We start from the raw sequence: 13291 nt of genomic DNA, 5'->3' as shown, positions 1-13291 counted from the left end.
CAAAGTAAATCTATTGGTATTAAATGTTTATCTTCTTAGCCGAGCGGTTAACCGCAGGCCGGATGCTTCCTGACAGACAGGATCGCTCCGGCCTTTTTTGATATTAAAAGAATGATAAGCCGTTTCTTTTGATATTTTGGCTAGTTTGATTTGTGAAATATGTCACACGCCGACCAAAACCATTGGAGGCCTGCTTGGTTAACAGCGGGTCTCTTTATTTTCTCAAGGAGGGGAATCTGCGAATTAATAGTTGAAGGAGTTGAGAGGAAATGAAAGTGGCAGTAGGCAGTTCAAACGGATATTCCGTGAACCAGCATTTTGGCCAGTGCGACCGGTTTATCATCTACGAAATCGATGAGGAAGGCCTGTATGTACAATCCGAGAACCGGAAAATCGGCAGTCCGGCAAGCTTGAACGGGCATGAGCAAAACCGGCTGAACGCTGTGGCTGAGTCTTTGGCGGATTGTTCATATGTACTGGTAGGCCGAATCGGTCCAGGGGCTGCGGGGGTTCTTCATAAGCAGGGAATCACGGCTCTTGCCGTCGAGGCCCCGATTGAACAAGCTTTGGGCAGACTGCTGGCCTTTCTTCAGACAAGGCAGGGAGCCATTTTAAAGTAAGGCATTAATCTTATAACACTATTCGAAAAGGGGAATCTGAATGAGCGAGAAACCATTGGGCTTTGACACATTGAAGGTAAGAGCGGGCTACCAATCTAGTGATCATAATTATGCGGTTGCCGTACCGATTTATCAGACGGCTTCCTATGATTTGGGCAGCGTGGAACGGGCCGAAAGATTGTTCGGTCTGGAGGAAGCTGGGTTTCTGTACACACGGATTGGAAATCCGACCGTTGACGTGCTTGAGCAGCGGCTGACCGCCCTGGACAATGGCAGCGGCGCTGTCGCTGTCGCATCGGGAATGGCGGCTGTCGCTTATACGCTGCTCAATCTGGCCGAAGGCGGAGGAAGAATATTAACAACACCCAGGCTGTACGGAGGAACGTTCGACGCGATCAAGCATCTGTTCCCCAAATTCAATGTTCATGTCGATTTTGTGGAGAACTCGGATGATCCTGAAGCGTTCCGCCAAGGCATCGGGCCGGACACCAAAGCGGTACTGATCGAGAGCATCAGCAACCCGAATGCAACCATCCTGGATGTGGAAGCCATTGCTGAAATTGCGCATGACAACGGGATTCCGTTAGTTATCGACAATACCTTCGGTACTCCATATTTGTTCGACTCTTTCTCTCATGGAGCGGACATCATCATTTACTCGGCGACCAAGGCGATCGGCGGGCATGGAACAACGCTTGGCGGAGTTATTGTGGAAAATGGCAAGTTTGACTGGAGCAATGGTAAATTCCCGCATTTTGAAGAGCCGCAGTACCTGCTGCGGGATCAGGCGACAGGACGTGAACGCAGCTATCTGGAGGTGTTCCCGGGTGCTCCGTTTACGACCAGAATCCGGCTCAGTTACCTGGCTTACTTTGGCGCTTCGCTCAGCCCGTTCGATGCTTTCCTGCTGATTCAAGGCATTGTTACGCTGTCGGAGCGGATTGACAAGCAGGTGTCCAATGCGGTGAAAATCGTACAATACCTGCAAAGCAGCGACAAAGTTAGCTGGGTGAACCATCCCGCCGCCGAAGGCAGTCCATACAAAACGCTTGCCGACAAGTATTTCCCGAAAGGCGCCGGCTCGATCTTCTCCTTTGGCTTCAAAGGAAACGAGGAGCAGCTTAAGATCTTCCTTAATTCGGTGGAGCTGTTCAGCTACCACGCCAATGTAGGCGATGCCCGGTCGCTGATCATCAATTCGCCGAAGACTACGCATGGCGAGTTGAACGCCGAAGAACAGAGCTTTGCCGGTATTAAGCCGGAAACGGTCCGTCTTTCCATCGGCTTGGAGAATGCCGACGATTTGATCGCTGATTTGGAGCAAGCATTCGAAAAGGCTTTTGTCGAAACGCTGGTGTAATTTTTTACCGTAGTCAATTTAGCAGAGAATATTATTTATAACGCAAAGGAGGAGAGGACATGCCGAAAGTCAACTTGAATTTAACCGAGGTTCCGGTGCGCGAGAAGCGTCTGGGTTCGATCACGGGCTTTGCCGGCACCGCGGGAGAACTGGTCGACTGCTCCAGCAGCGGCTGTCTTAAGGACGGCACCCGTTCTTTCAGCCAATGCATGGGCTGCAGCTCAGGGAACGCATTTTGCCAGTTATCAATGATTCGGGATGCGGCGATGGTCAACCATGCGCCAGTCGGCTGTGCCGGGGATTTCTTCGGCTTCAATTTTGTTTACCGCGTCGGTCAGATGGAGCGTGATCTTCCGCCGGCCATAGGTAGATATTTTAATACCAATATCGAGGAAATGGACACAGTCTTCGGCGCCTTGTCCAAGCTGGAGAAAACCATTCGCCTTGCGTATGACAGAGTGAAGCCGAATGCGATTTTCGTGACAACTTCCTGCGCTTCAGGAATTATTGGGGAAGATGTGGAAAGTGTGACGGACCGGATGACGAAAGAGCTTGGCATTCCGGTTGTGAATTGTGTCTGCGAGGGTTTCAGATCCAAGATCTGGACCTCGGGCTTCGACGCCGCTTATCACTCTATCGTGCGCAAGATTGTGAAGCCTCCGCAAAAGCGGACGAATAAGGTGAATATCATTAACTTCTGGGGCAGCGATGTATTCTCCAAGCTGCTGAATCGCCTGGGCTACGAAGCGAACTATGTCGTTCCCTTCTCTACGGTAAGCCAGCTGCAGACGATTTCCGAGGCGGCCGCAACGATTCAGATTTGCCCGACGCTCGGCACCTATATGGGGGCCGCGCTGGAGCAAGTATACGGAGTGCCGGAAATCAAGGCTCCCATGGCTTATGGACTGGCTGGAACGGACGCGTGGATGCGTGAGCTGGGCCGTGTTCTGGACCGCGAAGCTGAGATCGAGGAGATTATCCGCGAGGAGAAAGCGGCCGTTCTGCCGAAGCTGGAGGAATACCGGGCCAAGCTGAAAGGCACGACCTGCTATTTGACAGCGGGGTCGGCCCACGGCCATGCCCTAATCGCTCTGCTGAGTGAGCTGGGAATCGAAGTGCAGGGCGCGGCTATTTTCCATCATGATCCCATTTATGACAATGAAAGCACCGCGGCGGATATGCTGGACCACACCGTCAAGACGTACGGGGATATTAAGGGCTACAACGTCTGCAACAAGCAAGCCTATGAGCTGGTGAATATTCTGAACCGTGTCCGTCCCGATCTGATGATCGCCCGTCACGGCGGAATGACGCTCTGGGGCGCGAAGCTCGGTATTCCTACGCTGCTGATCGGAGACGAGCATTTCAGCTGGGGTTACCAGGGTCTGATTAATTACGCGGAACGGATATTAGAAACGCTCGACAACCGGGAGTTTGTGACGAACCTGGCGAAACACAGTTCCATGCCTTACACCAAATGGTGGCTGGAGCAAGATCCATACACTTTTTTGGGAGGCAACACTCATGTCAAAGCTTATTGAACAGCCGAGGTATTCCTGCGCGCTGGGCGTTCAGCAGACGGTTATCGCCATCCAGCGGGCCGTACCCATCGTCCATGCGGGACCGGGCTGCAGCACCAAAATCCACAGCCTGCTGGGCCAAGGAGAGGGCTACGCGGGCGGGAGCACCATTCCCTGCACCAATTCAAGCGAATCCGAGGTCGTATTCGGCGGCGAGAAGAAACTTAAGGGTGTCATTGACGGGGCTTTTAAGGTGATCGACGCCGATCTGTTCGTCGTACTCACCGGCTGTACCTCCGATATTGTCGGAGACGATGTCGGCCAGGTCACCCGCGAATTTCAAAATCTCGGCAAGCCGATTGTGTTCGCGGAGACCGGCGGCTTCAAGAGCAATAACTATGTCAGCCATGACCTGATCATCAAGGCGATTATCGAGCAGTATGTCGATAAGTACGCGCCAGCCAAAGGGGAAGTCATTCCGGGACTTGTTAATGTCTTTGCTTCCATTCCATACCAGGACCCATACTGGATCGGCAACCTGCAGGAAATCAAGCGGCTGCTGACCGGCATCGGATTAAAGCCGAATATCCTTTTTGGACCCGAATCGGGCGGTGTATCGGAGTGGCTGACCGTCCCTCAGGCCGAGTTTAATATTGTCGTGTCGGCCTGGCCGGGCCTGAGAAGCGCCAAGCTGCTCAAGCGGAAATATGGAACGCCGTTTTACCATTTTCCTTATTTGCCGGTGGGGGGCCTTGAGACCGGACGCTTTTTGCGGGAAGTCGCGGCATTTGGCGCCAGCGTGGACCGTGAACAGGCCGAGAAATTCATTGCGGACGAAGAACGTAAATTCTATTCGCATATCGAGCGGACGGCTGATTTCATGCTGGAGTTCCGTTACGGAATTCCGCGCGTATTTTATACGATCCTCGACGCGACTTATGCCGTTGGCTTTTCCAAATATTTATTGAATGAGCTGGGGATTATCCCGGCAGAGGTTCAATATATCGTCGACGATACTCCCGAACAGTACCGCGAAGGAATCCGTGAGCAGTTCCGCCGCATCTCCGACAGGAGGTCGGCGAATGTGGAATTCTCGGTAGACGGCGGGGAAATTCAGGAGAAGATCAGGCAGACCAATCCGAAGCAGCGAGCGTTGATTCTCGGAAGCGGCTGGGAACGCGATCTGGCCGTCGACATTGGAGCGGATCTGCTCCCGATTAGCGTGCCGATTACCTACCGGCTGATTTTAAACTGCGGCTACGCGGGATATAACGGTGGCCTCAGGCTGATCGAGGATATTTACGATCGCGTGCTGGGTACGTATCGCTAAACGATTGAACAGAAACCAAAGGGGCTTTCCGGAAGACCGTAGAAGATGATCAACGGCCGGGAGCCCCTTTTTTCGTTCGCTCAATTAGAATAAACCCCAGTTTCCTTTGGCTCTCGCATGCCTCTCGGCCAATGCTAGCAGGTACCCGGTCAGCCAAACAAACGCGGCATCGGCGGCGATCAGCACGACCAGCGACCAGATCCATGCTCCGCCGGTATTGCCATACAGCGCCCCGCGAACGAGAATCAGGCTGTAGGTGACCGGAAAGAGCAGCGATAGGCCTTTTGCCCAGAGAGGAAAGACAGAGGGAGGAATGCGCACACCTCCAAACAGCTCCATTGGAGCCTGAAAAATGTAATACAGCATGCCGGAGTCTCGGGAGAACAAGGAGATGGCGCTGAGCATCGCTCCCCAGATGACCGCAGAGCACACGATAAGCGCGATAACCGGCAGCAGTACGGACCACTCTACTTGGCCGGGATCGGCGACAAACCAAAAGGTAAGGAAGGAGAACGCCGCGAACATCCAGATTCCATTAAACAGGGAATACAGCGAGCGCCCGAATAAAAAGGACATTTTGGACGAGGACGTCATAAAAATGATTTCGAGTGTGCCCTGTTTGCGCTCCTGTTCGAACAGCCAGGCGGACTGGACGGTGGTCCAGAACAGCTGGAACACAAGATAGCCGCTTAACAGGAATAGCGGAATGCCGCCGGGGGGAATGACCCTGGACAATGCCGAGCCTTCGCCGGTTCGATAGGGCTGCATCGCGTAATAGGAAGTTAGAAAAGCAATGGCGGGCCAGAGCAGCATGGAGAAAAATACAGCTTTTCCCCTGGTTCGGCTTCTGTGCTGTTTCAGCATTTCCGCTTGGAGCGGGATTAAATAGCCGCGCAGCTTCACGACACTTTTCCTTCCGAGAGCAGGATGATGGCATCCTCCAGATTGGGCTTTTCGGCGGAAAAGGAAACGACCTTGAGTCCGTTCTCGGCCGTCCATGGCAGCAGCTTGGTGATGAGCTTGTCGGCAGATCGGCTTTTTAAAGTCAAACGTACAGGTTCCCCGGGCGAAGAGCCGGACTCGGCAGAGGGCGTATGCAGCTCCGTCAACTCTTTCCGGTTCAATCCGATCTCGGTATGCAGGTACTCCATCAGCAGGGGATTCAGCTCATCCCTCCAGCCGGTCAATTCAAAATGGGCCGTCTGCAGCCCCGCCACTCTGCCCACAATGCGGTCCGGAGTATCGCACATCAGCAGCTCCCCGCGGTTCAGCACATAGACGTTGTCACACAGCTCCTCCACTTCCTGCAAGTAATGACTGGTCAGCAGAATGCCTTTTCCCCGTTCTTTGGCCAGGCTGCGGACCATTTCCCTTAGCTGTCTCGCAATCGGCGCGTCCAGTCCAAGCGTTGGCTCATCCAGGAACAGATATTTGGGGTCGTTGATCAGTCCTCTTGCGATTTGCAGGCGCTGCTTCATCCCTTTGGAATACTGCTCAACCGGCCGGTCGGCCGCATCGGCAAGACCTACCTCCTTCAGCAGACGTTCGCTTTCCAGCCGGAGACGTCGGGACTCCAGACCGTATAAAGACCCGAAATAGTGGAGGTTTTCCCTGCCCGTAAGCCGCCAATACAGCATCCGTTCCCCGCCGGCGATCATATTTACCTTATGCTGAATCGCTGTGCGGCTGCGGCTCATCTCCAGACCGTCCACCTCAATGCTGCCTTCCGTTGGATCGAGCAGAGTGGACAGCATGCGGATGGTGGTCGTTTTGCCGGCTCCGTTAAGCCCTAGAAGACCGGTGATTTGTCCCGGCTCGAGGGTAAGCGACAACGATTTTACGGCCTGGGTGGATACACGTTCGGAACGGAACCAGCCCAGTCTGTTCCTGGTTTCGTATATTTTGGTTACTTCGTTCATTGCAATCACATCATCACTACCTTTCTTTATGGGCAACATGGTTCCTCATTAGTACCGCTCAAACATGCTCCGCTCTATTCTTCTGCCGCTCCATAGCGCAAGCGCGATATAGACAACGCACAATAGTAAGATTGGGACTAAATCGCTTAGCCGGATTACCCCACCCGTCATCAGACTACCGCGCAGCAGCTCCAGCGCATCGGTCAAAGGAAATACCTCACCTGCGATCCGTAGAGCTTCGGGAAGATACTCGCGGGGGAACTGGAATCCGCACAAGAGAGCGGTAAGCACGAACAGTGTATTTTGCACAAAATAGGTATCCCGGGAATACAGCATCACGCAGCCAAGCAGCAGCCCCATTGTAAGGCAGGAAAGCAGATAGGCGAAGACCCCGATCAGCACGGACCAAGGATCGAAATCGGGCAGCCTGAGGCCTGCTGCAATGCCAAAAATCAGCACGACCCCAAGCTCAAACAGACTGCGGAAGAGCTGCTGAACGGCGGTTCCCGCAAAATACCCGAAGCGGCTGGAAGGGGAGAGCAGCAGCGCTTCAAGCGTCCCTTCCCGCCACTCCGTAATGAGCGCTCTCGACACATTCATCATCATACTGACCGAAAACAGATTCAGCGCCCCGCCGATAATCACATATGTCAAATAATCGGAGGTGCCTGTATATGCGGCAAATCGGGATTGAATATCGCCTTGAATTAAATATACATATGAAAAATAAGTGACAAGAACGAGATACGTTCCATCAATAATATGGCCGAGGGTAAAGGTCCAGGGGTAGGCCCTGAGATTGGATCTTTGGTTCCGGACCATTGTCGCGAGGGCGGTATGCCACATGTTCAAGCGCTCCTTTTTACGGCTCAAAATAAAGTTACTGCTCCAGAAACTGTCTTTGCAGCACGAGCATCATCTCCATTTCCTCTTTGTCGGCAGAGTAAAATTGATAGCTTCCCCGGCGCTTGGCCCGGATCAGGCCGGCTTCGGACAGAAGCTTCAGATGCTTGGAAACGGCCGCTTCGGAAATGCCGAGAACGGGAGCAAGCTGCTTCGTGCAGTGCGGTCCTTTCCACAGCAGCTTCACGATTTTGAGCCGGGTTTCGTCGCCAAGCGCCTTGAAACGCAGAAGCAGATCCGCCGGCGGAGAATCGTTGTACGGCAGCTCCGGAATGTCGACGGCAAGCGGGAGAAAGAGAGCTTTTCCGTACCAGCCGATTAAGAGATGAGGAAAGATGAAGGTGCTGGGAAATACATAAATATGCTCGAGGCAGTCATAGGCAAAATGGTAGCTTTTCGCTTTTTGGGCGGTAATCGTTCCTTTTTCCGCAAACAGACGCGGATGGAGGGAAGAGATCGCTTTTTCCGCGGATTGCTCGGCTTCTTGCTGAAAGGCCGCGGCGGCCGTCTGCACCCAAGGCTGAACCATCTGCCATTCCCGGCGAAAAAAGGACTCTTCATACTGCGTCAATGTATCGGTGAGGAGTCTCCGAAAAGGCTCCAGCGAGTCCAGCAGCGATAGCCCGGCGTCCTCCAATTCCTCCTCTTCCAGCCCGCGAATTCCGTGCATCCACTGGATGATCGTTCCGATCGGCACCGTATTGTTTAAAGCCAGATGAACCAGTTCGGCATCCGGCAGACTATTCAGGGCCTCTATGCCTTTGCGGCAGGTCATTGGCTCTCCGGAATGATCTGCCAGATCCATTAATGCGGTCCAGACATCGGTGCGTTCACCAAGTTGCCGGATGCTGTCCCTCAGATCGGAAGGCATGGCTTTCAACAGCTCCTGCGACCATTGAACCCGCCTTGGATGATGCTCCGGCTGGCACAGGACATGCAGGCTGCACAGCATTTCATGGAAGGGACTGACAACGGTTTTGATTTTATGATCCAAGGAAGATGATGAGCTCATTTTATTCCTTTCCGATTAACCAAATGGTTAATCAAAAACCACTTTCGCGAAAAGTGTTCAATATTTTATAGGGTAAATTTGGAATTGTCAATGCGAAAAACCGGACCTTCGGTCAGGTCCGGCAAGAAAGGGGGCTGGCATGAGAAGGGTACGGCGAAAGAAAGGGAAGCTGGTTTCAGGAAGACTTGTAAATCTCCCGCATCACATGCCGAAGCTCGGGAATGATCAGCCGGGTCAGTGCCAGCTTGACCGCTCCGGTCGATCCGGGCATGGAGAATACAGCGGTGCTTCCAATCGTTCCGGCAACCGCCCGGCTTAGAATGGCCGCGGTTCCGATGTCCTCGGCAAAGCTCAGGTAGCGGAAAATCTCGCCAAAACCCGGCATCGTCTTGTCCAGCAGTGATTCGACTGCCTCATAGGTGGAATCTCTTGGAGCTATGCCGGTGCCGCCTGTGAGCAGCACTGCTTCAATGGCATTGTCTGCTGCGCAGATGTGAATCAGTTCACGGATATCGTCGTAGTCATCCTTTACGATGGTCCGCCCGGCCACATGATAGCCTGACTCTTCAAGCAAAGTCTCGATGAGCTGGCCGCTCTTATCCGTATCCATTGTCCGGGTGTCCGAGACCGTAATGATATAGCAGTTGACCGAATCCGGGGCTTCCTTCCGGTGCTGTTCGACTGAACTCATCGGTAATATCACTCCTTGACGCATGTTTTTCATGTAAATTCGCATGCCCTTATCATAGAGGAATGGAACAGCGGCTGCAAGAAAACGTAAGCTCAGAAACGAGAACGATCAAAATTCTATTAATTACCTGAATAATGCTTACAATGGATTTCGTCGGGTTGCTTCCCTGTCCAGGAATGTAGTACACTCGCTTACAGAACAGAACACGGGGAGAGATTTGAAATGACGGAAAATGCTGTTCCTGTATATATATTGTCAGGATTTCTGGGCAGCGGGAAGACGACTCTGCTGTACAGGCTGCTTGATTATTGGAAAAACGAAGGTATGCGTCCGGCCGTCGTCATGAACGAACTCGGCGACGTTAACTTTGACGGCATGCTGGTCGGCGAATCCGTGCCAATGGCCGAGCTTCTGTCCGGATGCATCTGCTGCTCAGCAAGCGTTGATCTCAGCACGGAGCTGACAACGCTGATGAAGAGAGAATCGCCCGATGTGATCGTTATCGAAGCAACGGGCGCGGCTAACCCTCTCGATATCATCGATAACGTTACCGAAACGTCGCTGTATAGCAAAGTCGAGCTGAAGGGCTTGATTACCGTAGTCGACGCGGCTCATCTGCTGGAGCTGCACAGAGAGCAGAAGGGAGCCACTTACCGGCTGATGCAGGAGCAAATCCGCAGCGCTTCCGTGCTTATTCTGAATAAAACGGATCGTGTAATTGCGGAAGAGGCGGAGGAAGTTAACGGTGTGCTTCGCAAATGGAATGCGTACGCCGAGATTATCCCGGCGGTGCGGTGCGAAGTGAATTTGCACAATCTGCTCGATAATGCGGACAGCATATCGCTGGCGGAAACCTCTGGCGGGGCGCCGCAGAAGCTTTCTGCCGGCTCCGGAGCAGGTGGAGAGGACTTGCCGGAGAATGAAGAAATAGCCGCCGAAGGCACGGGCCGTGCTTCTCACGACCATGTGATGGCGTATACGCATTTTTTCACTAATCCGATTAACAGCGTGGAATTCGAAGCATTTCTGAAGGAATTACCGTCCGACGTATACAGAGCGAAAGGCGTGCTGACCTTCAACGATACTTCCGGCCGTTTCCTGTTTCAATACGCTTACCGCGAGTCGGATTTTATTAAAATCACTCCCCAGGGAGAGGTTCGTGATGTGGCGGTTTTTATCGGAGAACATTTCTCGTCAGGGGAATTACGGAAGAAACTGCTGCGCTTGGAAGGGCGAGGCTATGAACGTCCGGCGGCTGTAAAAAGAAGCTTGTAGCTATTCGTTGTCAAGGTCAAACGGCTTGAGGAAAGTCATTAGAGGGGCCCCGGGGATGTCCCCCCTGTGATTCGTCTCTTTGGTCAAAGGTTAATACAATGGCATACAACATCAGATTGCAGGAGGTTGAAGGCTATGACCCGAATTCAGTACCAGGACTGCATTGAGGCTTGTCTTAAATGTATGAACGCCTGTAACTTCAGCTATGTCTCAAGCCTGAAAGAATACGACCTTGCACTGCTGCGGGATTGCATCCGGATGGACCGGGAATGCGCCGATATTTGCGCGTACGCGATTCAGGCAATGACCCGCCAAAGTCCGTTCGTCGCCGAAATTTGCCGTCTGTGCGCGGATATCTGCGAAGCTACAGCAAGAGAGTGCGGCCGGTACGAGCAAACGCACTGCCGGAACTGTATCAATGCTTGTCTGGAATGTGCGAGAGCCTGCCGCGAAATAAGCGACGCCGTCGCTGTTATGATCTGAGGATAAAAGGGACAACGAATCTTTTAAATAGGTAATGGGCCAGCTTCTTTAGGAATGCTGGCCTTTGATTTTTGTGGAACGCTGATATTACAATAGAGAGAGGTAATCAAAGGGAGCTTGGCGAATTATTGTACATACATAAGCACCGAATGATTAAATCCATAACGAAACATGACTACGGAGGACAGATGAAGGAGGACACACAATTACCGGAGAGTGAACAATCCAAAGAACTGTTCGCCTATTTCGGTCTGGCCGTTTATTACTGTCAGGCGCTGGAGCAGCAGCTCACCAATCTCCTTCTGCTGACAAAGATATCCCAGGGCACCTTGCCGTCCGAAGCGGACTTGGCGGATTTGTATCAACGCAAGCTCGGCAATTCTCTCGGCCAGCTCATCAAGGAAATCCAGCATCATTTCCCATTCTCGGAGGCTGAGACCGCGCAGCTGCACCATGTCTGGAAGCAGAGAAATTATATCGTTCACGATTATTTCAAGGAACGCATTCAGGATACGTTTACTTCTTCGGGCCGAGCCCGTATCATCAGGGAATTGAAGAGGTTCAAGAATAAAGCTGGCGCACTGGAGCTGAAGCTGCAAGGATACTGTACGGAGCTCTACCGGAAGCTGGGACTGGAAGGCAAATTGGAAGAAGAGGATTTGCTTGGAGATTTTCCTCCCGCCCCATTGAAACATCGCCATACATGAATGGAAGTGAATAAAGCCTCTGCCTTGGCGGGAATGCCGGTAGAGGCTTTGTTGATTTAAGCGGAAATCAACTTTCAAGATCTCCATCCCACTCGCCGATACCGCTCTGGGCGGCCACGGACGGCGGGACTGCAATTCTTGCCGCTCCCAATGAGCGGGCAAGCGTGGTGACCGCCGACTTCGCTGCCGCCATTAAGCCGGAACTGAGGGGGCCCTCATCGGGTTCCCACCACCAGTTGCGCAGGATCAGGTTCCCGGATGCCCGGTCCAACACGGGCTCGAATCTGGCGGCAAAGCGGTCGCCATACAGGAGCGGCAGCACATAGTATCCGTACTGGCGTTCTCCGGCCGGCTTATACACCTCCCAGCGGTACTGAAATCCGAACAGTTGACGGATCAGCTCTCTGTCCCAAATCAGGTTGTCGAGGGGGGCTATAGCAGCGGCAAAATGTCCGCTGTCGAACGGGCTCTTGCCGGGTTCGCACTTCAGAATCGCTTCCAGCTCGGCAGCGTCGGAAGTCCGGACAAATAGCGGGGGCTTGATTCCCTCCACTCTCACTTCCCGGATGGAATCCGCCAGCAGCAGCCGCTGGATGGCGCCGGCCCGATCCGCGGTCTTGAGATTGCTTATGCCTAGCCAGCCGTCCCCGGCGCGGTTCCATAAGAGACCGATCGCCCCGATCCTCCTAAGCACGTACCAGTCCTGATACGACTCCTCGGACGGATTGGGCTCCGGCGCTTCAAGAAGTTCTTTCGGCAGCAGATTGGCCGAGAAATCATAATAGCGGCGCGTATGTACCCTGTGATGAATGGACAGCTCGCCCCAAAAATACATGCTCTCCAGAGCCGCGCGGGACAGCCGGGCAGGTGCCCAGGCCCAATTGACCTTGTCCTTCCCGCCCATGTCAAGAGAGGAGAGCGGTCCCCGCTCCGCAATCTCTGCCCGGATTTCCTGAACCAGCGCCATTACGGATTCATTGGAGCCGTAACGGGCCGCCGAACTGTCCCGGAGTCTGCGGAAGCTGGGCCAATCTTCCGTGCAGTAGATCGACATATTCTTGTCCCAGCCGTCGAGCAGCCGCCGGTCTTGATACAGCAGCTCCTGGGCCATTTCGGATGTAAAGCCGGGGATGCGGGCCTGAAGCACCAGCTCATGATTGTGACCCGTTATATTCAGCGGGTCGTACTGGATGCAGTTGACATGCCGGATATAGCGGTACACGCTTTCTCTCCCTTCCGGCAGCCGATAAGGCCCGAGCCGCTGGTGCTTCAGCAGAAAATGCGCCGCCTGGCGTTTGGATATATTGTAACTGATCAAGAGTTCTTCACTCCGTTTTCAATAAATGATGATCTTATTATAACGAACATGCGTTCTGTTTGCAATGAAAGTTAAATGAAGAAGACCCCCGTCCGGTCGGACAGGGGTCGGCACATAGGAATGGCTGTTGCAGTAATTTCACCGAATCGAATA

13 protein-coding genes are annotated in these 13291 nt (G+C 53.2%); 7 read left to right on the top strand and 6 right to left on the bottom strand.

The genetic code is table 11. The features are described 5' to 3' along the window. Positions 1 to 269 precede the first annotated feature (269 nt). From G5B47_RS01390 to G5B47_RS01375, 4 genes are read left to right on the top strand one after another with little or no spacing between them, the layout of a single operon-like run. On the top strand, positions 270 to 620 hold the full coding sequence (locus G5B47_RS01390; RefSeq protein ID WP_165093531.1) for a NifB/NifX family molybdenum-iron cluster-binding protein: 351 nt from the start codon (positions 270 to 272) through the stop codon (positions 618 to 620). A 40-nt stretch (positions 621 to 660) separates the two neighbouring features. Next, positions 661 to 1980 (top strand): O-acetylhomoserine aminocarboxypropyltransferase/cysteine synthase family protein, encoded by a 1320-nt coding sequence (locus G5B47_RS01385; RefSeq protein ID WP_165093528.1) that lies wholly within the window; start codon positions 661 to 663, stop codon positions 1978 to 1980. Positions 1981 to 2039: 59 nt separating this feature from the next. Next, entirely contained in the window at positions 2040 to 3521 is a 1482-nt protein-coding gene (locus G5B47_RS01380; RefSeq protein WP_165093526.1) for a nitrogenase component 1, read from the top strand. Next, the gene (locus G5B47_RS01375) at positions 3505 to 4830 is read left to right on the top strand and encodes a nitrogenase component 1 (RefSeq protein WP_165093524.1); all 1326 of its coding nucleotides are present in this window, start codon (positions 3505 to 3507) and stop codon (positions 4828 to 4830) included. Before G5B47_RS01380 ends, G5B47_RS01375 begins: the two co-directional genes overlap by 17 nt. An 84-nt stretch (positions 4831 to 4914) precedes the next feature. Here G5B47_RS01375 and G5B47_RS01370 read toward each other — a convergent pair whose 3' ends face one another. From G5B47_RS01370 to G5B47_RS01350, 5 genes are all read right to left on the bottom strand, one after another. Beyond that, the gene (locus tag G5B47_RS01370) at positions 4915 to 5733 is read right to left on the bottom strand and encodes an ABC transporter permease (RefSeq protein WP_165093522.1); all 819 of its coding nucleotides are present in this window, start codon (positions 5731 to 5733) and stop codon (positions 4915 to 4917) included. Next, on the bottom strand, positions 5730 to 6749 hold the full coding sequence (locus G5B47_RS01365; protein WP_165093520.1) for an ABC transporter ATP-binding protein: 1020 nt from the start codon (positions 6747 to 6749) through the stop codon (positions 5730 to 5732). Before G5B47_RS01365 ends, G5B47_RS01370 begins: the two co-directional genes overlap by 4 nt. A gap of 48 nt (positions 6750 to 6797) precedes the next feature. Next, a complete protein-coding gene (locus G5B47_RS01360; RefSeq protein WP_165093518.1) occupies positions 6798 to 7595 on the bottom strand; it encodes an ABC transporter permease in 798 nt (265 codons plus the stop codon). Between the two features lie 34 nt (positions 7596 to 7629). Then, the gene (locus tag G5B47_RS01355; RefSeq protein ID WP_165093517.1) at positions 7630 to 8664 is read right to left on the bottom strand and encodes an ArsR/SmtB family transcription factor; all 1035 of its coding nucleotides are present in this window, start codon (positions 8662 to 8664) and stop codon (positions 7630 to 7632) included. A 175-nt stretch (positions 8665 to 8839) separates the two neighbouring features. Continuing rightward, positions 8840 to 9355 (bottom strand): MogA/MoaB family molybdenum cofactor biosynthesis protein, encoded by a 516-nt coding sequence (locus tag G5B47_RS01350; RefSeq protein WP_165093515.1) that lies wholly within the window; start codon positions 9353 to 9355, stop codon positions 8840 to 8842. 222 nt (positions 9356 to 9577) lie between these two features. Here G5B47_RS01350 and G5B47_RS01345 point away from each other — a divergent pair, with 222 nt between their 5' ends. The 3 genes from G5B47_RS01345 to G5B47_RS01335 all read left to right on the top strand — a co-directional run bounded on the left by G5B47_RS01345 (position 9578) and on the right by G5B47_RS01335 (position 11820). Next, positions 9578 to 10630, top strand: a complete 1053-nt coding sequence (locus G5B47_RS01345) for a CobW family GTP-binding protein (RefSeq protein ID WP_165093513.1) — start codon at positions 9578 to 9580, stop codon at positions 10628 to 10630. A 135-nt stretch (positions 10631 to 10765) separates the two neighbouring features. Beyond that, positions 10766 to 11113 (top strand): four-helix bundle copper-binding protein, encoded by a 348-nt coding sequence (locus G5B47_RS01340; protein ID WP_165093511.1) that lies wholly within the window; start codon positions 10766 to 10768, stop codon positions 11111 to 11113. 188 nt (positions 11114 to 11301) lie between these two features. Next, entirely contained in the window at positions 11302 to 11820 is a 519-nt protein-coding gene (locus tag G5B47_RS01335; protein ID WP_165093509.1) for a hypothetical protein, read from the top strand. 67 nt (positions 11821 to 11887) lie between these two features. On the opposite strand, the gene G5B47_RS01330 is transcribed toward G5B47_RS01335, so the two are convergent. Beyond that, entirely contained in the window at positions 11888 to 13138 is a 1251-nt protein-coding gene (locus tag G5B47_RS01330) for a DNA glycosylase AlkZ-like family protein (RefSeq protein ID WP_165093507.1), read from the bottom strand. Between the last annotated feature and the right edge of the window lie 153 nt (positions 13139 to 13291).

Origin of the sequence: Paenibacillus apii (assembly GCF_011043685.1) — a bacterium.
Classification (GTDB): domain Bacteria; phylum Bacillota; class Bacilli; order Paenibacillales; family Paenibacillaceae; genus Paenibacillus_AQ; species Paenibacillus_AQ sabinae.
This window is presented reverse-complemented; position numbering and strand designations above follow the sequence as displayed.

Excerpts from the sequence above, each read along its gene's own strand:
- G5B47_RS01390 (WP_165093531.1), top strand. The coding sequence starts at position 270 with ATGAAAGTGGCAGTAGGCAGTTCAAACGGATATTCCGTGAACCAGCAT.
- G5B47_RS01385 (WP_165093528.1), top strand. The coding sequence starts at position 661 with ATGAGCGAGAAACCATTGGGCTTTGACACATTGAAGGTAAGAGCGGGC.
- G5B47_RS01380 (WP_165093526.1), top strand. The coding sequence starts at position 2,040 with ATGCCGAAAGTCAACTTGAATTTAACCGAGGTTCCGGTGCGCGAGAAG.
- G5B47_RS01375 (WP_165093524.1), top strand. The coding sequence starts at position 3,505 with ATGTCAAAGCTTATTGAACAGCCGAGGTATTCCTGCGCGCTGGGCGTT.
- G5B47_RS01365 (WP_165093520.1), bottom strand. The coding sequence starts at position 6,749 with ATGAACGAAGTAACCAAAATATACGAAACCAGGAACAGACTGGGCTGG.
- G5B47_RS01360 (WP_165093518.1), bottom strand. The coding sequence starts at position 7,595 with ATGTGGCATACCGCCCTCGCGACAATGGTCCGGAACCAAAGATCCAAT.
- G5B47_RS01355 (WP_165093517.1), bottom strand. The coding sequence starts at position 8,664 with ATGAGCTCATCATCTTCCTTGGATCATAAAATCAAAACCGTTGTCAGT.
- G5B47_RS01350 (WP_165093515.1), bottom strand. The coding sequence starts at position 9,355 with ATGAGTTCAGTCGAACAGCACCGGAAGGAAGCCCCGGATTCGGTCAAC.
- G5B47_RS01345 (WP_165093513.1), top strand. The coding sequence starts at position 9,578 with ATGACGGAAAATGCTGTTCCTGTATATATATTGTCAGGATTTCTGGGC.
- G5B47_RS01340 (WP_165093511.1), top strand. The coding sequence starts at position 10,766 with ATGACCCGAATTCAGTACCAGGACTGCATTGAGGCTTGTCTTAAATGT.
- G5B47_RS01335 (WP_165093509.1), top strand. The coding sequence starts at position 11,302 with ATGAAGGAGGACACACAATTACCGGAGAGTGAACAATCCAAAGAACTG.